This window comes from Limnoglobus sp. (assembly GCF_059499385.1).
Genome location: NZ_JCABYM010000126.1, coordinates 1 through 21006 on the forward strand (window position 1 = coordinate 1; position 21006 = coordinate 21006).

Consider the following 21006-nt stretch of genomic DNA (forward strand, 5'->3'; position numbering starts at 1 on the left):
CGCTGGCCGCGGCGCCGGACCCGCGGGGCCGGCCGGGCGTCGCGGGCCCCGGGGGGGAGGCGGGCCCCGGGTCGGAAGGCGTTCTTGGCTTTGTTCCCTCCCCCCCAAGGGGGGAGGGAACAAGGCAAGAAACATTCGTGGCCCATTGCAAGGCGACGAGGATTCACCATGTCGGAACGATCAGCGAAGCTGCGGCTCGGCGGGTTCATGGCGACGGCCCTCGCGGGCCTTACCGGGCTGGCCGTGCTGTTCGGCGGCGCGCCGCGGCTATTCGACAACCGGGCGAAGTACACCGTCACGTTCGGTGAGGCCCCCGGCATCGCCCCCGGCACGCCGGTGCGGAAGTCCGGCGTCCGCGTCGGCGAGGTCACCGGCATGGAGCTCGACGAGGCGACCGGCCAGGTGAAGGTGTCCATCCGCGTGGACCCGAAGTACCTGCCGCGGCAGAACGAGGAAGCGACCATCTTTCGGGGGATCCTCAGCGGCGACACGTCGCTCGACTTCATCCCGAAGACGACGCCGGACGGCCAGCCGGTCGCGGCCCGCGGCGACCCGTACCCGGTGAACACCGAGATCGTCGGCCAGACGCCGATCAACCCGAACACGTTCGTCCGGCAGGCGTCCGGCGTGCTGCCGAGCGCGCAGGAGTCGATGGCCCGCATCCTCAACTCCGTGCAGCGGGTCGAGCAGGCCGTGCCGAAGGTCGAGCGGGCGTTCGACGAGGTCGCCGCCCTCGCCCGCAGCAGCCGGGAGTTCGTGCCGGAGCTGCGGCGGACGAACGAGAAGGTTCAGCTGCTGCTGTCGTTCAACGACGTGCCGAACGGCGATCCGAAGGCGAATGAGGGCGGCATCCGCACGACGCTTAACGAGTTGCGGGACTTCATCAAGACGGCGAAGCCGCTCGTCGAGGACATCCGGAAGGTCGTGAAGGACAACGAGGCCGACTTCAACGCGACGCTGAAGGCCGTGCGGAAGACGGCCGAGAGCGCCAACGACGTACTCAGCGACGAGAACCGCAAAGGCTTCGCGGCGACGCTCAAGAACCTGCAAACGGCCAGCGACGAGTTGACGAAGACGATCCGCGTCGTCGGCATCTTCCTCGACCAGGGCGAGCGGGTGCTGAAGGAGGCGAACGACCGGTGGCCGCAGATCGACAGCGTGCTGAAGGCGACGGAGGGGGCGGCGAAGGCAGCCGAAGGGACGTTCAAGGGGGCCGAGGGGGCGATCAAGAACATCGAGGCGGCGACGAAGCCGCTCGGCGAGAACTCCGGCGAACTCATCAAGAACATCAACGTCACGGCCGACCAGTTGGCGAAGACCCTGGCCGAGGTGCGGCAGACGCTCCAGGCCGTCAACCGCTCTGAGGGGACGTTGCAGAAGGTGATTACCGACCCGTCGCTGTACAACCAGTTGAACGACTCCGCGGTCGCGCTGACGCGGACGCTGATGCGGGCGGAGAAGGTCGCGGCCGACCTGCAGGTGTTCGCGGACAAGGTGGCCCGGCGGCCGGAAACGATCGGCGTCGGCGGGGCGCTGCGGCCGAGCGCCGGTCTGAAGGAGTCGCCGTCCGCGGTGAGTCCGGACCGGCCGCTGCCGCCGACCCCGGTGGGGCCGGTCGTCCCGGCGTACCGCCAGCCGCTGTTCCCGCGGACCGGCGACCTGCCGCCGAAGTGACACTATTCGTAGGGCGGGTCAAGGCTTTGCGCCGACCCGCCGTCGCCCCGTATGCCCCGGCGGGTCGGCGCAAAGCCTTGACCCGCCCTACAAGACCACGAGCCTACGGCTTCTCGAAGATGCTCGGCTCGAACACGGCCGGAACCTCGTACTCGATCTTCGTCCAGGACGTGAGCGCAACCGGGCCGACGCCGTAGTCGATCCGCGACGGAACGAGCACCCCGGCGACGACGACGGAATCCTGAATCGTCAGCGTCCGCCGCACCGGCTGGCCGTTCTCTCGCATCTCGTAGGACAGCCGGGCCACCCGGTTCGTCGTCGGGTCGATGTGGACGAGCATCGGCGGCTCGTCGCCGACCCACACGCGGAGGATCGTCTCCCCGCCGCCGGCCTTCCCGTCCTTCGCGACGGCGGCGACGAGTTTCTCGGAGGCCAGTGGGAACAGCACGGTCATCCGGTCGCCGTAGATTTCCGGCAACACCTGCTCCAGCGCGGCGGAGTCCAACGGAATCTTCGTCCCGCTGACCTGCGGTTGGAACCGCCACCCTTCCTTGCCGGTGACGGCGAACGTCTGCGGGACGTTCCCGTTCGCGGCGAGGGCGTAGGTCGTCCGGTAGTTCTCGCCCCCGATGTAAATCTCCATCGTGGCGTCCGACTTGCCGCCGTCCGGCAGCCGCCAATCGCCCTTCCGCTTGACGTGGACCTTCCGGAACTTCTCGACCAGCGACGGTTGGCTCTTGGTGTGGGCCATCAGCACGGCGTTCACGAGCGCCGCGGCCGCCGGGTCGGACTTCTCCGGCCTCGCCGCCGCGACCGGCGGCAGGTCTTCCGCGGCCGCCATCCGGTCGTCGATCGGCCGGGCCGTCTCCACCTTCGGTTCGCCGGGCGTACACCCCACCACGAACACCAGCAGCGCCGCGAGCAGCAGTCGAACGTCCATGTCGTCACCCCGGCAGTTTGTGGAGCAGGTTGACCATCTCGATGGCCGTCACGGCCGCCTCGAACCCCTTGTTCCCGGCCTTCGCCCCGGCCCGGTGGACGGCCTGTTCGAGCGTGTCGGTCGTCAGCACGCCGAAGATCACCGGCACGCCGCAGTTGAGCGACGCGGACGCGATGCCGTTGGCCGCGGCCCCGGCGACGTAGTCGAAGTGGGCCGTGTCGCCGCGGATGACGCACCCCAGGCAGATCACGGCCGCGTACTTCCCCGACTTGCCGAGCCGCTGCGCGACGAGCGGGATCTCGTAAGAACCTGGGACGCGGACGGTGTCGATGCGGTCGTCGGCGACGCCGTGCCGGCGGAGGGCGTCCACCGCCCCGGCGTGGAGCTGGTCCACGACGAACGCGTTGAACCGGGCCGCGACGAGCGCGAACCGGCCGGGCGGGGACGAGAAGTCGCCTTCGTAGAGCATGGGTCACTCGGGGCGGGTGGTCCGATGCTGTGGACTTATCACGCCGTTCGGCCGGTGACAATGGCTTTCATCGCTTCGGGGCAACCCGCCCAGGTGCGTTCGTAGGATTCTGCCAGTGGTGCGGGAACGTACACATCGGGTCGGAGAAAGATTGGCATCCCCGGTAAGGAATCCCCGACGGCAACCGGGTCGATGTAAGCGGCGACGGAGGAACCTGCGTTGTACGCGGCTAACGTCAGGGGCTTCTCGGGTGGCAACTCGAACGAATCCTCGATTCCGAAAGCCTCCCAAAGTATCGGATGTATTCCACACGGGTTGCTCGGCGCGGGTGGGAAGAGGTCGATCACTAGAACGTGAACGCCGGACCTTACGGTCGCGGTGAGTTGGTCGCAAATGGCTTGGAGTGTGCGGCCATCGAATTTGTTACCCGCCGTGACGATCTCGACGACCGCCACGGCACGACCGTACCCGGCGTGGATTGCAACTCGATTCGGCCGGCCGGCGTACACATCCCCTTCGGCTAGCCGGCCGGCGACGGGACGAGCGTTTGGCCTCTGCTCGATCAATGCCATGTGGCCTGGCGGTAAACCGCCCGCGTTCAAGGCGTCGCACATCCCGCCCATCCACATGTGGCGGAAGTGAAGATAGAGTTCGGCCGCGCGGGTCCAATCGTGGATCGGCATGGCCCGCTCCTCACGTCAGGTTCACGCTGCGGAGGAACTCCTCGTTCGTTTTGTACTTGCCGACCTGCTTCAGTAGCAACTCCATCGCCTCGACCGGGTGCATGTCGGACAGCACCTTGTGCAGAATGTGGACGAGCCGCAGTTCCTCGTCGGTGCGGAGCAGCTCCTCCTTCCGCGTGCCGGACTTGTTCACGTCCACGCACGGGTAGACGCGGCGGTCCATCAGCCGCCGGTCCAGGTGAATCTCCATGTTGCCCGTGCCCTTGAACTCTTCAAAGATCACGTCGTCCATCTTCGACCCGGTGTCCACGAGCGCCGTCGCGAGAATCGTTAAACTCCCCCCCTCGTCGAGGTTCCGGGCCGCGCCGAAGAACCGCTTCGGCTTCTGCAGCGCCGCCGCGTCCAGGCCACCGGAGAGAATTTTGCCGGACCCCTGCTCGACATTGTTGTACGCCCGGCCGAGGCGGGTGATGCTGTCCAGGAAGATGACCACGTCCATGCCGTACTCGACCAGCCGCCGGGCCTTCTCGATCACCATCTCGGCGACGACCTTGTGCCGGTCCGGCGGCTCGTCGAACGTCGAGGCGATCACCTCCACCTTCGGTCCCTTCACCGTCCGGCTCATCTCCGTCACTTCCTCCGGCCGCTCGTCGATGAGCAGGACGATGACGTAGCACTCCGGGTGGTTGGCGATGATCGAGTTCGCCATCTGTTGAAGCAGCACCGTCTTCCCGGTCCGCGGCGGCGCGACGATGAGGCCCCGCTGCCCCTTGCCGACCGGCGTGATGAGGTCGATGATCCGCATCGACATCTGGTCCGGCGTCGATTCGAGCTTCAGCCGCTCGTTCGGGTGCAACGGTGTCAGGTCGCCGAAGACGGCCTTCTGCGTCAGCAGCTCCGGGTCCTGGTAGTTGATCGCCTCGACGCGGAGCAGCGCGAAGTACCGCTCCGCTTCTTTCGGCGGACGGATTTGGCCGGACACGACCGACCCGGACCGCAGGCCGAACCGCCGAATCTGGCTCGGGCTGATGTAGATGTCGTCCGGGCACGGCAGGTAGTTGTAGTCCGGGCTGCGGAGGAACCCGAACCCGTCCGGCAGGACTTCGAGCGTCCCCTCGCCGAACATCAGGCCGTTCTGCTTTACCCGCTCCTTGAGGATGCGGAAGATGAGGTCCTGCTTCTTGAGGCCGACCCACTCCTCGCGGGGGATGCCGTCGTCCTTCGCGTTCTTCTGGAGCTGCGCCAGCGTCATCTGTTGCAGCTGCGTGATGAACGTGTTGCCCCGCTTGATCTCCTCGTAGCGGGTATTCGTCTCGGCGTCGAACCCCCGCTCGTTCGGCGGGACGACGACCGGCGTGGGCGTCGGCCGCGCGGCCGGGACGAGTTCCTCGACGATGCCCGCGCCGAACCCGCCGCCGTCGTCCTCGTCGGACCTCTTCCGCGGCCGCGGGGCGGGAGCCGGGCGGGTGATTTTCGGGTCCGATTTGGTGTCGGCCATCGTAGCCCCTCAGCGCGGTCAAAGTAAAAGACGTGATTCGGGCCGGGCGGTTTGCTAATCCAAGTTCCAGGCGGTCATCAACCTCGCGACCTGGGCCTCGAGTTCGGCCGGCGTCCCGGCGTTGTCGAGGACGGCGTCGGCGTACCGCTTCTTCTCGTCGGCCGGCATCTGGGCGGCCTCGCGGGCGGTCAGGTCGGCGGCCACCCACCCGCTGCGGGCCGCGAGCCGCTTCTGCCGCACGTCGCGGGGCGCATCGACGTAGATCAGCTTATCACAAACGCCCGTCCACCCGGCCTCAATCATCACGGCCGCGTCCAGGACGACGAACCGCGCGGCGGGGTCGGCCTGCGCGGCCTCGATCGCGGCCTCGCACTTCCGGCGGATGTAGGGGAACACGATTGCTTCGAGGGCCTTGCGCTCGGCGGCGTCGGCGAACACGATTTCCGCGACCTTCCGGCGGTCCACGCGGCCGTCCGGCCGGAGGACGTGGCCCCACCGGGCGACGACCCGCTCGCGAACCTGGGGCTGTTCGAGGGCGTCGTGCCCGACGGCGTCCGCGTCCACGACCGCCCCGCCGCGGGCGGCGAGCTGCCGGCTCACGGTGCTCTTCCCTGCTCCGATGGCCCCGACGACGCCGATGATCGGTTTCCGGCTCACACGTCCTCCCCGTCGAGCCAGTTCGGGCCGGCCGACACGTCCACCCTTAGCGGCACGGTCAGCGTCATCGCCCCGGTCATCTCCGCCCGCACGGCCGCGGCCACCATCGCCACCTCGCCCGGCGGGGCCTCGAACACCAGTTCGTCGTGAACACTCAGCAGCATCTTCGCCTGCCACTTCTCCGCCCGCATCCGCCGGTAGAGCGCGAGCATCGCGAGCTTCATCAGGTCGGCGGCCGAGCCTTGAATCTCCATGTTGATCGCTTCCCGTTCGGCCCCGTTCCGCTGCTGGTACGTCGAGGTCGGGCGGATCGCCGTCGGGTCGAAGTGCCGCTTGCGGCCGAGGACGGTCGTGACGCACCCGGTCTGCCGGGCCGACGAGAGCAGGTTGTCCTGGTACGACAGCACCTTCGGGTAGCGGGCGAAGTAGTCGTCGATGAACTTCCCGGCCTCCGCGCGGTCGATGCCCAGCCGCACGGCCAGGCCCATCGAACTCATGCCGTAGAGGACGCCGAAGTTGACCGTCTTCGCCACCCGCCGCTGATCGTCCTTCACGTCCGCCTCGGGAACCTTGAAAATCTGGGCCGCGACGGCGGCGTGAACGTCCCGGTCCTCGGCGAACGCCGTGCGGAGGTTGTCGTCGCCGCAGAAGTGGGCGAGCAACCGCAGCTCGATCTGCGAGTAGTCGGCGGTCAGCAGCGTCCACCCGTCCGGCGGGATGAACGCGCGGCGAATCTGCCGCCCCTGGTCCGTGCGGGTCGGGATGTTCTGCAGGTTCGGCTCGGACGAACTCAGCCGCCCGGTGCTCGCCACCGTCTGGTTGAACGACGTGTGGACGCGGCCGGTCTTCGCGTTCACGAGTACGGGCAGGGCATCGACGTAGGTTCCCTTCAGCTTCGCGATCTGCCGGTGTTCCGTGATCCTCTTCGGCAGTTCGTGGCCGAGGGCCGCGAGGCGTTCGAGCGACTCCTGGTCCGTGCTCGGCTCGCCGGTCGTGTCGGTCCGCTTCTGGACCGGCAGCTTCATCTGGTCGAACAGGATTTCCCGCAATTGCTTCGGCGACGCGATGTTGAACGGCCGCCCGGCGAGGGCGTGAATCTGCTCCTCGATGCCGCGGAGTTGGCCCTCCATCTCCTTGCCGATCTTCTGGAGCAACGGCGTGTCGATGCGAACGCCCTGGTACTCCAGTTCCGCCAGCACGTCGATGAGTGGGATTTCCAGGTCGTCGTAGAGTTTGCGTAACCCGTTCTTGTCGAGCTGCTCTTCGAGCAGATTCACGAGGCGGATCGCGGCATCCGCGTCCTCGGCGGCGTAGGCGCACGCCTTCGCGGTCGGCACGTCGGCCATCGAGATTTGCTTCTTTCCCTTCCCGATCAGTTCCGTGATCGAGATGTTCTCGTGGCCGAAGTAATTGCGGGTCAAATCGTCGAGGTTGTGCGACCGCTCCCCGGCGTGCAACAAGTAGTGCGCGATCATCGAGTCGCCGACGATGCCGCGCAGCTCGATCCCGTTGGCGCGGAACACGAGCAGGTCGTACTTGATGTTCTGGTTGACCTTCCCGACCTTCGCGTCTTCGAGAATCGGCTTCAGGGCCGCGAGCGCCTTCGCAGGGTCGAGCTTCTCCTCGTCCTTCGGCCCCCGCACGGCGAGGTAGTACGCCTCTTCCGGCTGCCAGGAGATCGCGATGCCGACAATCTCTGCGAGGTGCGGGTCGAGGCTCGTCGTCTCCAGGTCGATGGCGAACCGCGGCTGCTTCTGGAGTTTTTTGAGGAAGCCCGCGAACGCCTTCTCGGTCGAAATCAGGTGGTACTCGCTCTTCCAGTTGTCGTCCTTCTTCGGCGGGGTCGGCGGGACCTCGCCGTCGTTTTCGATCTGGTCGAACAGGGACGCCCCGGCCCGCGGCAGAACGGGGGCGGACGCCTTCTTGCCCCGCGGGGCCTTCTTCGGCTTCGCCTCGCCGATGCTTTCGAGAATCTCCGCGTTCTTCTTCTGCCCGCTGCCGGTGAGCGTCGCCCGGACGCGGGCGGCGTACCCCTTGAAGTCGAACTGCTGGAACAGTTCGAGCAGCCGCTGGCCGTCCCAGTCGCGGCGACGCCAGCCGTCCCAGTCGAACGCGACCGGCACGTCCTTGCGGAGGGTGACGAGGTCCTTGCTCATCTTCAGGTTGCCGTTCGCGATGGCCGCCTTCAGGCTGTCGCGGACCTTCGGCCCGCCGACCTCGTCCGCGTGGGCGATCAGGTTGTCGAGCGTGCCGTATTGCTGCAGCCACTTCGTCGCCGTCTTCGCCCCGACGCCGGGGACGCCGGGGACGTTGTCCACGCTGTCCCCGACCAGCGCCTGGTAATCGACCACCTGTTCCGGGCGGACGCCCCAGTCGGCCATGAGGCCGACGGCGTCGAGCTGCTCCCCCTTCCGAAGGTTCATGATCTTGATCTTGTCGGACAGCAGCTGCCGGCAGTCCTTGTCCGCGGTGCAGAGGAACACCTCGTGCCCCCGCTCGGCGGCTTCCGTCGCGACCGTGGCGATCACGTCGTCCGCCTCGAAGCCGGGGTAGACGAGCGACGGGATGCGGAACCCTTCCAGCACCTGATAGATCAGCGGCTCCTGGGCGAGCAGGTCGTCCGGCGGCGGCGGGCGGTGGGCCTTGTAGTTCGCGTCCAGCCCGGACCGGAACGTCGGGTCGGCGTGGTCAAACACGGCGATGAGGTACTGCGCCCCGTGGTCGTACAGGTTCATGATCGCCCGCGTGACGCCGAACAGGGCGTTCGTCGGCCGGCCGTCTGGGGCGGTCATCGGCGGGATGCCGTGGAACATCTGGAAGATCAGCCCGTGGGCGTCCAGCAGGTAGACCCGTTCGGCGGCGGACGGCGGGGGGTCGGTCGGGGGCACGGCGGGGCCACGGGTTGGAGGGACAAATCGGCCCGGTTCGGCGGGTCGGCCGGGTGGGGACGGGATCGGAACCGGCGGGGCTGCCAACGAAGACGCAGATAGTGTGTTGAGAGTTTACGGAGCGTATGATGGGGGTGTCAAGGCTTCCCCACGGCCCGGACACAACCGGACATTCCGATTGACTCGCACCGCCCGCACAACCCACGCCGCGTCCGCAGACGCCGCCGCGATTCGGGTTGACGGGCCTCCCCTGGGGTTTAGACTCAAGTTTGAGCGCACCCCCAACGTCTCGCGGCCGGGCGGCGTCTGCACCGCCGGCCCGGTTCCCCGCCGAGGTACACCATGGCCAAGCCGTCCAACGAAGCGAAACTTCCCGTGATTATCGCCCTCGTCTTCTTCATCCTGGCGACGCTGGGCGTCGGGGTTTTCGCGTACACCCTCACCCAGGACGTGGCGAAGGCCAACGAGGACGCGAAGAAGGCCGCCGCCGACGCGGACGCCGCGAAGAAGACGCAGAAGGCCGCGCAGGAGGAGATGCTGCTCTACAAGGTCGCGATGGGCGTCCAGACGGCGGACGAGGCGGCGGCCGTGCAGTCCGGCCTGACCGACGCCGCCGGGTTCCGGGACAAGCACACGAAGCTGATGCAGGCGATCGGCGGGCGGGTGGCGAGCGCGAAGAACGAGGCGTCCAAGGCGGCCGGCGTCGGCGGGGCGATCAACCTCAACGCCGTGTCCGTCTACTCGTGGGACTGGCCGGCGAACCAGCAGAACCCGACCGTGCCGCGGGAGTCGATCATCGACGCCTCCGTCCGGAACGTGGCCCAGAGCGAGCTGGCGAAGCGGAAGAGCGACAACGAGCTGAAGGCGATGGAGGACGCGAAGAAGTCGCTCGAAGGGGTGATTAACCAACTGAACCTCGCGAAGGCCGAGTACGACAAGCTGAACAAGCTCTACCCGGACGAGGTCAAGGCGGAGGTCGCGAAGGCCATCGCCCAGTTCGACACGTTCAAGGCCGACTTCCAGAAGGTGTCCGGCGAGTACCGCAAGGAGAAGGACACGCTCAACGAGAACATCGTCAACCGGGACGTGCAGCTCAAGCGGCGGGACGCGGACCTGGACCGGTACAAGGGGGCCGTGGACAAGCTGAACGAGCAGCTGACCGACAGCATCGACCCGTTCCAGTACGACAAGCCGAAGGGCAAGGTCATCCGCCGGTACAGCGACAACCTCGTGGACGTGGACATCGGGTCGGCGGACAACCTCCGGGCCGGGCAGACGTTCAGCATCTTCCCGTCCGACACGCCGACCCGCGGGATGCAAGGGCGGATGCGGCGGGTGCTCGACGCGGACGGCAAGTACTACACCCGGCCGGTCCCGAAGGGGACGATCGAGGTCGTGGACGTGCTCGGGGCGAACCTGGCGCAGTGCCGGATCACGTCGGAAGACTCGCAGATCCGCGACCGGATTCTCGCCGGGGACCTGCTGTACAACGCGGTGTGGAACAAGGGGGCGTCCGAGCACATCGTGCTGTTCGGCATCTTCGACATCGACGGCGACGGCCGGGACGACGTGCAGACGATCGTGCAGTCGCTCCAGAAGGTCGGCGTCGCCGTGGACGGGTACTTCGACCTGACGACGCTCAAGTGGGTCGGCGAGATCACCAGCCAGACGACGTTCGCGGTGGAAGGGTACTACCCGTCCATCGGCATCGCGGACGGCAACCGGGACGGGAAGATCAAGATCCTGACCGCCCTGGCGGAGGCGAAGAAGCAGGCGAAGGAGAAGGGCCTCCGCATCCTGCGGCCGCGGGACTTCTTCCCGCGGATCGGGTACAACGCGAAGCTGGACATCACGGAGGAGGCGATCAACTCCGCGGCGACGTACTACCTCCGGGTCAGCGGCGCGGACACGGCCGCCCCGGCGACCCCGGCCGACGCACCGAAGCAGAACTAACTCGAACGCCGTGGTCGGCGGGCGGGCCACGGGGCCTTCCCGCCGACTTCGCACGTCCCGAGCGTCCCTCCGCGCTCGCGCCCCGTTTCCTTTTCTTCCCACGGGCCCGCGCCCATGACCCCGCCGCCGATCGAGGCCGTCGTCGAGACGGCCGTGTGCGCCGCCGACCTCGCCGCCGCCGAGGCGTTCTACGCCGGCGTCCTCGGCCTGCCGGTCGTCGGCCGCGAGGCGGGGCGGCACGTCTTCTTCCGCGTCGGCCCGGCGAACGTGTTCCTCGTCTTCGACCCGGCCGCGACGCTGCTGCCCGGCGTCCTCCCGCCGCACGGAACCAGCGGGGCCGCGCACTTCGCGATGGGCATCCCGGCCGACGCGCTCGATGCGTGGCGGGACCACCTGACCGCGAACGGCGTCGCGATCGAGAAGGAGTACGCGTGGCCGCTTGGCGGGCGGTCGCTGTACTTCCGCGACCCGGCCGGGAACCTCGGCGAACTCGTTACCCCCGGCGTCTGGGGCACGCCCGCCGGGTGGTGAACGCGGTTCGTATAACGAGAGCAGCCGACCCTCCCTCCCGAGGACCGCCGATGCGCTGGCTGCTCCCCTTCCTGCTCCTGGCGTCCCCGGCATTGGCCGCGGACAAGCCGAACGTGTTGTTCATCGCCGTGGACGACCTGAACCACTGGGTCGGCCACCTCGGGCGGAACAAGCAGGCCAAGACGCCGAACATCGACCGGCTGGCGAAGATGGGCGTGACGTTCACGCGGGCGTACTGCGCCGCCCCGGTGTGCAACCCGTCGCGGGCGGCGCTCATGTCCGGGCTGCGGCCGGGCAGCACCGGCGTGTACGACAACGGCCAGAACTGGCAGCCGGTCGTCCCGAAGGAACAGACTCTCACGACGCAGTTCCTGAACGCCGGGTACAACGTCTACGGCAGTGGGAAGATTTACCACGCGAACGCCCACCGCCCCGGCGAGTGGACCGACTACTTCGTCGGCGGCAAGGAGAAGGCCACGCCGCACCCCGACTCGAAGTCCGATGGCGTCGGCGGGATCAAGTTCCGGCCGCTGACCGACGACTCGAAGCTGCCGGACGAGGGCATCGTCGATTACGGCATCAAGCACCTCGGGATGAAGCACGAGAAGCCGTTCTTCCTGGCGGTCGGGCTGCACAAGCCGCACATGCCGTGGAACGTGCCGAAGAAGTATTACGACCTCTTCCCGCTCGACGGCATCGAGCTGCCGCCGACGCAGGCGAGCGACCTGAACGACGTGCCGAAGGGCGGGCTGAAGATGGCGAAGCCGGAGGGCGACCACGCGGCGATGGTGAAGTCCGGCCGGTGGAAGGAGGCGGTGCAGGGCTACCTCGCGGCCATCGCGTACTGCGACGCGCAAATCGGCCGGCTGCTCGACGCCTACGAGAAGTCGCCGGGCAAGGCGAACACCGTCATCGTGTTCTGGGGCGACCACGGCTGGCACCTCGGCGAGAAGGAACACTGGCGGAAGTTCGCGCTGTGGGAGGAGGCGACGCGGATGCCGTACATCTGGGTCGCCCCCGGCGTGACGCCGGCCGGCGGCGTGTGCGACCGCACCGTGGACCTGATGAGCGTCTACCCGACGCTGTGCGACCTCGCCGGGATCGCGCGGCCGAAGCACGTCGAGGGGGAAGTCCTCACGCCGCTACTCCGCGACCCGAAAGCGGCGTGGGAGAAGCCCGCGATCACGACGTTCCACAAGGACAACCACGGCCTGCGAACCGAGAAGTGGCGGTACATCCGGTACGCCGACGGCGGCGAGGAGTTGTACGACCACGACGCGGACCGGTACGAGTGGCGGAACCTCGCGGCCGACCCGAAGTTCGCGGACGTGAAGGCGGGGTTACAGAAGCTCTTGCCGACGGTGAACAAGCCCGAACTGCCGCGGGCGAAGGAGTGATCCGCGCTCAGCCCCGGAGGCCGATTCAAGAGTGTGGGGCAGCCCTACCTGGGACCGCGGGCGTCCCGCCCGCCACGGCCCCAGCCACTTGAGACGGGTTCCTGGGGCTTTGAAAGTGGGCGGGCGGGACGCCCGCGGTCCCGAGATTCGGAACCTGCTTCTGCGTTCGGCGGGTCGCTTTTCCGTGGGGCGAGTTTCCCGATGGCCCTGCTCCGCCGCTTCCTCGTCGTCCAACTGTTGCTGTTCTGGCAGGGCGGGTTCCTGTTCTACGCGGCCGTCGTCGTGCCGGTCGCCACCGAGCAATTCGGGGCGAAGGAACAGGGGTTCGTCACACAACGCGTCACCGTCTGGCTCAACCGCATCGGCTGGCTCGCGCTGGCCGTCTGCGCCTGGGACGTGCGGGCGAACCGCCGGTTCCGCCCCCCGCGGTGGCTCATCCTGCTCGTCGTCGCGGCCGTCCAGGCCGTCCTCGTGTTCTGGTTGCACGACCTGCTGAGTGCGCAACTCGACTTCGACGAACGCCGGTTCCGCACGCGGGACGGGTTCTATTCCCGGCATGCGTGGTATCTGATTCTCTCGACGATTCAATGGGTGCTGATGCTGGCGTTCGCCGCGCTGACGCTCGCGGCGTGGCGAACGGAAGACCGCTGGCTCATGCTGCGGCGGTGAGCGGCTCGCCCCGCGCCGCGATGACCGGCTTCGTGGCCCGCGCGGCCAACACGCGGCCGGCGAGCCGCTCCATCCAGCTGATCGGCAGCGGCCGCCAGAGGTGCGGCAGCTCCGACCGCCGCAGGTGGCGGTGGACGAGCGCGACGGTTTCAAACTGCCGGCACGCCCGCCGCAGTTCGCGGGCGGAAACCTTCGGCCCGGTGAGGAACGCCTCGGACGCGCGGTAGAGTTGGCGGTACGGCAACAGCCACTTCTGCCACCGGTCCACGTCGTACCACGCCGGGACGAGCGCGAACAGCTTCCCGCCCGGCTTCAGCACGCGGTACAGCTCCTCGACCACGGCCGGCACGTCCAACCCCGGCGCGTCGAGCGCGTTCAGGTACGCGAGGTCGAACCGGCCGCGGGCGAACGGCAGCTTCTTCGGCGTGTCGACAGGAACGAGCGTCGGGTCCAGCCCGCGGAACTCGAAGTTCCGGCGGATGGCGTCGGCCGCGTCCGCCGGCGTGACGGCCATCGTGACGTGCGTGTCGTGGCGGATGTATTGCAGGGCGTCCGTCCCGAGGCCGGGGCCGAGCATGACGAGCGACTCGTCCCGGTGGCGGCTGAACTCCAGCACCCGCGGCAGCCATTCCCCGGCCCGGCCGTACCGCTTCTGTTCGATCTCCTCGAACCACCCGCGGGACAGCGGCTCCAGGTCGCGGCCGCCGCCGCGGGCGACGGCCGGGCGGAGCAACTCGCGGGTCGCCAGGTCGCAGTACGACGGCGGGTCGGGGTCCGGGTTGAAGACGCGCAGCGGCGCAAGGTCCGGCAACATGACGAGCGACCGAGGGCGCAACGGGTGTCGAGCGTGGTCGGGGAATAGCGTGGGACGCGAGACGTGTCAACGGGAAATAATCGGCGTGCCCCGCGTCACCGGCTCGTCCGACTCGACCAACCCGTCGCGGACCTTCACCAACCGCGTCCCGTAGGCGGCGGCCGTCGGGTCGTGGGTGACCATCACCACGACGCGGCGGTCCGGCTCCGGCAGCGCGGCCAACAGCGACAGGATTTCGCCGCTCGTCGTCGTGTCCAGGTTGCCGGTCGGCTCGTCGCACAGCACGGCGTCCGGGTCCGCGACCAGCGCCCGTGCCACGGCCACCCGCTGCATCTCGCCGCCGGACAACTCGTCCGGGAAGTGTTCCGCCCGGTGGCTGAGAAGGACTTTCTCCAGCCGCTCGTTCGCACGTTTGAGCGCCGCCCGCCGGGGCGTGCCGGCGAGCATCAGCGGGAGGGCCACGTTCTCGGCGGCGGTGAGCGTCGGCAGCAGGTTGAACGCCTGGAACACGAACCCGATCCGCGTGCGGCGGAGCTGCGAGCGGAGGGAATCGGAAAGGGATTGCAGGTCCTGGCCGCGGAACACGGCCCGGCCGGTGGACGGCACGTCGAGCGCCCCCATGAGGTGCATGAGCGTGCTCTTGCCGGACCCGGACGGCCCCATGATCGCGACGAACTCACCGCCGCGGACGGTCACGGACACGCCGCGGACGGCGTCCACCACCCGGCGGCCCTGGGCGTAGGTCTTCGTCGCGGCGATCAGCTCGATCATGGGGCCATCATACCAGCCCCGACTTCCGAAGTCCGGCTTCGACTTCGGAAGTCGAACGTCGCAACAACTTCCGCGGGGTCGGCAACCGTCCCTCCCCGGATCGACTTCCGAAGTCGAAGCCGGACTTCGGAAGTCAGGTCTTACGCCGTGGCCGTCTTCTCGGTCAGCGTCGGCACCGCCGGCTCGGCCTTCGCGCCGCACGACGAGCAGCCGGAACTCTTGCACCCGGCCGACACCGCCGCGACGAGGCAGACGGCGAGGAACGATAAACGAAGTTTCAGGCTCATGGGCACGACTCCTTTCGTGGGAAGATGGGCAAGACATCATCGGCCGCCGCGACCGCGGGGCTTGACGAGTTCGTCGAAACAAGGTCGTCCCGGCTGGACAAACCTTACCGTCGCGGTAATCTTTTCCCGTCACTTCTCTTCCCCACGGGAACCGCATCATGGACCGTCGAGAACTGTTCGGGGCGATCGGCGTCGGCCTCACGGGCGCGGTGGCGTGCGGCCAGCACGGGCACGGCGAGAAGCCCGGCGGCGGGCCGCTCGGCCACCCGCACCTGCACTTCTGCGGCATCCACATGGCGAAGCAGAACCCGAAGCTGCAGTTCGTCACCCAGCACTACTGCGCGGCGCACACCGGCGGGCCGGACGGGGACGTGTTCCAGTGCGTGCTGTTCGACGGGACCGGCGGGAACGCGAAGCTGCTCGGCGTGGAGTACCTGATCTCGGACGCGGCGTATCGGAAGCTGCCGGACGCGGAGAAAAAATACTGGCACGCGCACACCTACGAGGTGCTCGGCGGCGGGCTGATCGCGCCGGGGATGAGCGAGAAGGACGAAACGGACTTCATGAAGGTCGTGATGACGACGTGGGGCAAGGCGTGGCACACGTGGCCGGACCCGACGACGGCCGTGCCGACGGGGGAGCCGCTGCTCATCTGGTCGCTGATGGCCGACGGGCAGGTGGACGAGAAGGTGTTGGCCGAGCGGGACAAGCAGTTCAAGGTGGACACGGCGAAGGTGCGGGCGGCGCGGGCGAAGGCCTTCGGGCTGGACGTGCCGAAGGTGTCGCCGCCGAAGGACGTGAACGCGATCGGCCGGCAGTGGACCGACGCCGGCGAGGACAAGCCGACGAAGTTGAGGTGAGCCGGAACGGTGGCGGTCGGTTTTATGGAACCCGGAGCGGAAGCGATGGGGTGTTGGTGCTCCACCCCATCGCTTCCGCTCCGGGTTCTACGGGTCTTGATTACACGAAACGGGCTGCGATATTCAATCCTCGTCCTCGTCCCGCCGGTCGCGCTTCTTGCGGCCCTTCCACGGCCGCGTGCAGATGAGCGTCCCCGGCTCGTCCCACACGACCTGGCAGCACACGTACTTCTGCGTCAGCCGCTTCTTCGGCAGGTGCTCGCGATAAATGTAGATGTGGGCCAGGTACACGTTCGGCCGGCCGCAGAACGCCTTCGGGACCTTGTCCCGCTTGCCGGCCACGTAAGTTTCATCGGTGACCAGGCCGGACACGAACTCCTCGTCGTCGTCGTCGCAATCGACGCCCTTGAGGTCCATGATGTCCTCGGCCAACTCCGTCATGAACGCCTCGTCGTTGGCCGTGTCCTCGTCCTTCGAGATGAGCACGAGCGCCGGGTAGTCGAGGACGCCTTCTTCAAACAGCGCGTTGTTCGCCTGGACGATCCAGCCGATGGTCGGGTCGCCGTGCCGCATGGTGTAGTCGCGGGCCTTCTTCTCGCTCATGTTGGCGATGACGATGACGATCACCGCCGCGACCGTCAGCCCGATGCAAACCCAGCCCCAGACCGGCATCAGGAACCCTCCGGGGAACGTAAGCCCTGACTTCCGAAGTCCGGCTTCGACTTCGGAAGTCGAGCGGGGCCAACACCGATGTGCGCGGGAGGAATGCCTCTGCGCGGGATCGACTTCCGAAGTCGAAGCCGGACTTCGGAAGTCAGACGCGCTACAGCGCCGCGACGACGGCGTCGCCCATGTCGGCGGTCGTCGCCCGGCCGCCGAGGTCCGGCGTCTTCACATTGCCGGCCTTCAGCACCTCCGCCACCGACTCGCGGATCATCTTCGCCGCCTTCGCCAGCCCCAGGTGGTCGAGCATCAGCCCGGCCGACAGGATCGCCGCCAGCGGGTTCGCGATCCCCTTCCCCGCGATGTCCGGGGCCGACCCGTGGACCGGCTCGAACATGCTCGGAAACTTCTTCGTCGGGTTCACGTTCGCGCTCGACGCCAGCCCGATGCTGCCGGTCACGGCCGCAGCCAGGTCGGTCAGGATGTCGCCGAACAGGTTGCTCGCGACGATCACGTCGAAGGTTTCGGGCTTCCGCACCAGGTCCATCGCCGCCGCGTCCACCAGCAAGGGCGCGGACTCCACGTCCGGGTAGTCCTTCCGCACGGCCGCGAACACGTCGTCCCACAGGCCCATGCTGAAGACCTGCGCGTTCGACTTCGTGATGCTCGTCAGCTTCTTCCGCCGCTTCCGGGCCGCCTCGAACGCCGCGCGGAGGATGCGCTCGCACCCCTTGCGGGTGAACACGCCGGTCTGCACCGCGATCTCCTGCTCCATCCCGACGTAGAGCTGCCCGCCGACGGGGGCGTACTCGCCCTCCGTGTTCTCGCGGTAGACGACGATGTCGATGGAGCCGGGGGCCTTCCCGGCGAGCGGGCAGGTGACGCCGTGGTACAGGTAGCTCGGCCGGAGGTTCACGAACTGGTCGAACTTCCGCCGCATCGGCAGGAGCAGGTCGTTGACCGTGATCTTGTCCGGCACGTCCGGGCTGCCGACCGCGCCGAACAGGATCGCCTCGTGTTGCGCCAGCACGTCCCACCCGTCGGCCGGCATCATCCGGCCGTGCTGCTTGTAGTAGTCGGTGGACCACGGGAGCTTGTTGAACGCGAGTTCGGCGCTGTCGAACTTGACGGCCGCCTTCTGCGCCGCCCGCATCGCGTGGTCGATGACCTCCGGCCCGATGCCGTCGCCGCCGATCACCGCGATCTTGTGAACCGCCATTGCAGTCGTCCTCTGTTGTCGGTATTCCGCCAGCTTGCCCGATCCGCGCATCCCGCAGGACGGTAACGGCCCGGTTCGGAACGAGAAGTGTCCCGCCCGGATTGCCTCACGTCGGCTGGACTTCCCGCGGGTGGACCGGCCAAAGTATGGGTGTGGGTGTCGCTCGGCTTGGTTTAGTTCCCCCGCGGGGTCGGTCAAGATGACGGTTCGCCGTCGAATCCTTTGCCTCGTCGCACTCGGCCTTCTGACCGGAACCGGGTCGGGCTGCCGCCTCTTCAACAAGGGCGGGTCGTCCGACGGCGGGTGGGCGCTGGGAACCCGCGACCCGCTGTTCGGCCGCGACCGCATCCCGGCGACGAACCTGCCGACCGGCCGTGAGAACGCCCGCGGTACGAAGGACCCGCTGCTCGTCACGCCGACCGCCGAGGGCGAGAAGCTGTCGAGCGACCTGCCGCCGGGCGGCGGCCGCAAGGAGCCGTTCCGCACCGGCCCGGAGACGACGGCCGCGGGCTTGGCGGGTGGAAGAAATGATCCACTGCTGGCGGTCCGCGCCGACGAGCCGGACGACCGCCGGCCGACGGGCAGCAGCACGGGCCGCGGCCCGGTGCTGTTGCAGCCCGGCCCCGGCGGCGCGGCGTTCGAGCAGACGGTCGGCGAGCTGCGGCGGTACGGCATCAAGGTCGGCGAGCCGGTTCGCGAGGGGAGCGACTTCGTCCTCCGGGGCGAGACGGAATCCGCCGCCGGCGTCCGCCGCCGGTACGAGGGGGCCGGCCCGACCGCGGCCGCGGCCGCGAGCGATTTGCTGGAACAAGTCCGAAGTGAAGGCCGGTAGGCTCGACCGCGGTTCCCATCCACGCCCGTCCGCAACCCGCCGGGCCGGGTTGAAAAAAGATTGGTTTGAACCTCATTCCGCCGTCATGAGAATTCCGTGAACGGCGGGAGTCTGTTGTTGCCCTGCCTCAACGCCTCCGGTATCTTGAGAAATGACGTAAGAGTCCCTCCGGACGGCGCGGTTTCCGTGCTAGTCTCCGATGAATTGGCCCGTGCCGCCTGGATGGCGGACGAAAACCCTCCACACGGGCGGGACCGACCTGAGCCACCAAACATTCCTGACATGACGTTTCGTTACCTCGCGCCGCCGACCGTACTGACCTCGCTCCTCGTCCTCGTCGCGAGCCTTTCCCCCGCGCGCCTCGCGGCCCCGGCCGCCGCCGCGGACCCGGCGGCCGACCCGAAGGCGTTCGAGACGAAGATCAAGCCGTTCCTCGCGACGTACTGCAACAGCTGCCACAACTCGGACAAGGCGGCCGGCGGTGTCGCGCTGGACCACTACCAGAACGAGGCCCACGCCAAGAAGGACGCGAAGACGTGGGAGACGGTCCTCGCGGTCGTGCAGAACGGCGAGATGCCCAAGAAGAAGAGCAAGCAGCCGACGAAGGAGGAGAAAGAGTTCTTCCTGGCGTGGATCGACACGGCCCTGACGAAGAAGGTCGATTGCACCGCCCCGAAGGACCCCGGCCGCGTCACCATCCGGCGGCTGAACCGGGCCGAGTACAACAACACGGTCCGCGACCTGTGCGGGGTGGACTTCAAGCCGGCCGAGAGCTTCCCGTCCGACGACGTGGGGTACGGGTTCGACAACATCGGCGACGTGCTGAGCGTCCAGCCGATCCTGATCGAGAAGTACATGGCCGCCGCGGACGCCATCCTCGACCAGGCGATCACGTCCCTCGACGGCGTGCGGCCGTCCAACCAGGTGTTCCGGCCGCAGCAGATTCAGGTCATCCCGCGGTCGGCGCGGATCCGCGAGAAGGACGAGAAGGGCCGCGAAATCCGCCGCATCGTGATGACCGAGGAAGGCTCCGCGTTTCTGGAGAAGTTCAACTTCCCGGCCGACGGCGAGTACGTCCTCCGCGTCCGGGCGTGGGGTGCGGCGGCCGGCGGCGAGGCCCCGAAACTGTCCGTCCGGCTCGACGGCAAGGAGGCGAAGGCGTTCGCCATCGACGCCGAGCAGGGGAAGGCCAAGACCTACGAGGCCCGGACGAAGGTGAAGGCGAGCGAGCAGCGGATCTCCGTCGCGTTCGTCAACCCGTTCACGGACAAGGAGTCGAAGAAAAGCCGGACCGCAGGGATCGAAACCATCGAAGTCGAGGGGCCGATCGGCGGCGGGAGCAAGCCGCTGCCGGACTCCACGAGACTGATCCTGACCGTCATCCCGAAGGAAGATTCGGAGAAGGCGAAGGCGGCCGAGGCGGTGCTGACGGCGTTCGCCCGCCGGGCGTTCCGCCGGCCGCCGACGGCCGACGAGGTGACGCGGCTGATGAAGCTGTTCGCCCTCGCCGACCAGCAGGGCGACCCGTTCGAGAAGGCGATCAAGCTGCCGCTGAAGGCGGTCCTCGTGTCGCCGCACTTCCTCTTCCGGATCGAGGAAGACCCGAAGAACCCGGCCGACGTGAAGCTGATTTCCGAGTTCGAGCTGGCGACCCGGCTGTCGTACTTCCTCTGGTCGTCGATGCCGGACGCGGAGCTGCTGACCCTCGCCGAGAAGGGCGAGCTGCGGAAGCCCGGCGTGCTGAAGGCCCAGGTCGAGCGGATGCTGAAGCACCCGAAGGGCGTGGCCCTGACGCAGAACTTCGCCGGCCAGTGGCTGATGCTCCGGAACATCCTGACGCTCGCCCCGGACCCCGCCACGTACAAGGGGTGGGACGAGCCGCTCCGGGCCGCGATCGTCCGCGAGACGGAACTGTTCTTCGAGCACGTGGTTAAAGAAGACAGGCCGGTGACGGAGTTCCTGGACGCGGACTACACGTTCCTGAACGACCGGCTGTCCTGGCACTACGGCGTGCCCGGCGTGAAAGGGTCAGACTTCCGCAAGGTAAAACTGCCGGACGCCCGCCGCGGCGGGCTAGTCACGCAGGCGAGCGTGCTGCTCGTGACCTCGAACCCGACGCGGACCTCGCCGGTGAAGCGGGGCAAGTGGGTGTACGAGAACATCCTCGGCCTGACCGCCCCGCCGGCCGCCCCGGACGTGCC

The 21006-nt window shown here is 68.0% G+C and carries 19 protein-coding genes; 8 read left to right on the plus strand and 11 right to left on the minus strand.

Translation table 11 applies throughout. The features are described from left to right. Nucleotides 1–168: 168 nt before the first annotated feature. Entirely contained in the window at nucleotides 169–1674 is a 1506-nt protein-coding gene (locus tag AC5JJ2_RS22305; protein WP_495860248.1) for an MlaD family protein, read from the plus strand. Nucleotides 1675–1777: 103 nt separating this feature from the next. On the opposite strand, the gene AC5JJ2_RS22310 is transcribed toward AC5JJ2_RS22305, so the two are convergent. Genes AC5JJ2_RS22310 through polA form a run of 6 tightly spaced genes read right to left on the minus strand, consistent with a single transcriptional unit; the run spans nucleotide 1778 to nucleotide 8809 of the window. Next, the gene (locus AC5JJ2_RS22310) at nucleotides 1778–2614 is read right to left on the minus strand and encodes a hypothetical protein (RefSeq protein ID WP_495860249.1); all 837 of its coding nucleotides are present in this window, start codon (nucleotides 2612–2614) and stop codon (nucleotides 1778–1780) included. A gap of 4 nt (nucleotides 2615–2618) precedes the next feature. Then, nucleotides 2619–3083: a 6,7-dimethyl-8-ribityllumazine synthase gene (gene ribH / locus AC5JJ2_RS22315; protein WP_495860250.1), complete on the minus strand. Its 465-nt coding sequence runs from the start codon at nucleotides 3081–3083 to the stop codon at nucleotides 2619–2621. 38 nt (nucleotides 3084–3121) lie between these two features. Further along, nucleotides 3122–3766 (minus strand): hypothetical protein, encoded by a 645-nt coding sequence (locus AC5JJ2_RS22320; RefSeq protein WP_495860251.1) that lies wholly within the window; start codon nucleotides 3764–3766, stop codon nucleotides 3122–3124. A 10-nt stretch (nucleotides 3767–3776) separates the two neighbouring features. Next, nucleotides 3777–5264: a transcription termination factor Rho gene (gene rho / locus AC5JJ2_RS22325; protein WP_495860252.1), complete on the minus strand. Its 1488-nt coding sequence runs from the start codon at nucleotides 5262–5264 to the stop codon at nucleotides 3777–3779. 54 nt (nucleotides 5265–5318) lie between these two features. Then, the gene (coaE, locus tag AC5JJ2_RS22330; RefSeq protein WP_495860253.1) at nucleotides 5319–5921 is read right to left on the minus strand and encodes a dephospho-CoA kinase; all 603 of its coding nucleotides are present in this window, start codon (nucleotides 5919–5921) and stop codon (nucleotides 5319–5321) included. Continuing rightward, nucleotides 5918–8809 carry a DNA polymerase I gene (gene polA, locus AC5JJ2_RS22335; RefSeq protein WP_495860254.1) on the minus strand — a complete coding sequence of 964 codons (2892 nt, stop codon included), beginning with the start codon at nucleotides 8807–8809 and terminating at the stop codon, nucleotides 5918–5920. The genes coaE and polA overlap by 4 nt, the downstream gene beginning before the upstream one ends. 342 nt (nucleotides 8810–9151) lie before the next feature. Between polA and AC5JJ2_RS22340 the strand changes: the two genes are divergently transcribed. The 4 genes from AC5JJ2_RS22340 (at nucleotide 9152) to AC5JJ2_RS22355 (ending at nucleotide 13359) form a co-directional block, all read left to right on the plus strand. Beyond that, nucleotides 9152–10762 (plus strand): hypothetical protein, encoded by a 1611-nt coding sequence (locus AC5JJ2_RS22340; RefSeq protein ID WP_495860255.1) that lies wholly within the window; start codon nucleotides 9152–9154, stop codon nucleotides 10760–10762. Nucleotides 10763–10876: 114 nt separating this feature from the next. Beyond that, entirely contained in the window at nucleotides 10877–11293 is a 417-nt protein-coding gene (locus AC5JJ2_RS22345; RefSeq protein WP_495860256.1) for a VOC family protein, read from the plus strand. 50 nt (nucleotides 11294–11343) lie between these two features. Next, entirely contained in the window at nucleotides 11344–12690 is a 1347-nt protein-coding gene (locus tag AC5JJ2_RS22350; RefSeq protein WP_495860257.1) for a sulfatase, read from the plus strand. A gap of 201 nt (nucleotides 12691–12891) precedes the next feature. Then, nucleotides 12892–13359 carry a hypothetical protein gene (locus tag AC5JJ2_RS22355; RefSeq protein ID WP_495860258.1) on the plus strand — a complete coding sequence of 156 codons (468 nt, stop codon included), beginning with the start codon at nucleotides 12892–12894 and terminating at the stop codon, nucleotides 13357–13359. Here AC5JJ2_RS22355 and AC5JJ2_RS22360 read toward each other — a convergent pair. The 3 genes from AC5JJ2_RS22360 to AC5JJ2_RS22370 form a co-directional block, all read right to left on the minus strand. After that, entirely contained in the window at nucleotides 13343–14173 is an 831-nt protein-coding gene (locus AC5JJ2_RS22360; RefSeq protein ID WP_495860259.1) for a class I SAM-dependent methyltransferase, read from the minus strand. The genes AC5JJ2_RS22355 and AC5JJ2_RS22360 overlap by 17 nt on opposite strands. Before the next feature lie 66 nt (nucleotides 14174–14239). Then, nucleotides 14240–14944 carry an ABC transporter ATP-binding protein gene (locus tag AC5JJ2_RS22365; RefSeq protein WP_495860260.1) on the minus strand — a complete coding sequence of 235 codons (705 nt, stop codon included), beginning with the start codon at nucleotides 14942–14944 and terminating at the stop codon, nucleotides 14240–14242. Nucleotides 14945–15084: 140 nt separating this feature from the next. Further along, a complete protein-coding gene (locus AC5JJ2_RS22370; RefSeq protein ID WP_495860261.1) occupies nucleotides 15085–15231 on the minus strand; it encodes a hypothetical protein in 147 nt (48 codons plus the stop codon). A 158-nt stretch (nucleotides 15232–15389) separates the two neighbouring features. Here AC5JJ2_RS22370 and AC5JJ2_RS22375 point away from each other — a divergent pair, with 158 nt between their 5' ends. Further along, on the plus strand, nucleotides 15390–16091 hold the full coding sequence (locus AC5JJ2_RS22375; protein WP_495860262.1) for a DUF1264 domain-containing protein: 702 nt from the start codon (nucleotides 15390–15392) through the stop codon (nucleotides 16089–16091). A 123-nt stretch (nucleotides 16092–16214) separates the two neighbouring features. Here the strand turns inward: AC5JJ2_RS22375 and AC5JJ2_RS22380 are convergent, their stop codons facing one another. Both AC5JJ2_RS22380 and AC5JJ2_RS22385 read right to left on the minus strand, forming a co-directional pair. Next, the gene (locus AC5JJ2_RS22380; RefSeq protein WP_495860263.1) at nucleotides 16215–16763 is read right to left on the minus strand and encodes a hypothetical protein; all 549 of its coding nucleotides are present in this window, start codon (nucleotides 16761–16763) and stop codon (nucleotides 16215–16217) included. A 151-nt stretch (nucleotides 16764–16914) separates the two neighbouring features. Further along, nucleotides 16915–17973, minus strand: a complete 1059-nt coding sequence (locus AC5JJ2_RS22385) for a tartrate dehydrogenase (RefSeq protein WP_495860264.1) — start codon at nucleotides 17971–17973, stop codon at nucleotides 16915–16917. 199 nt (nucleotides 17974–18172) lie between these two features. On the opposite strand from AC5JJ2_RS22385, the gene AC5JJ2_RS22390 reads away from it, so the two are divergent. Then, nucleotides 18173–18805: a hypothetical protein gene (locus tag AC5JJ2_RS22390; RefSeq protein ID WP_495860265.1), complete on the plus strand. Its 633-nt coding sequence runs from the start codon at nucleotides 18173–18175 to the stop codon at nucleotides 18803–18805. Nucleotides 18806–19087: 282 nt separating this feature from the next. Then, nucleotides 19088–21006 (plus strand): DUF1592 domain-containing protein (locus AC5JJ2_RS22395; protein ID WP_495860266.1); only part of this gene is annotated, 1919 nt, incomplete at its 3' end.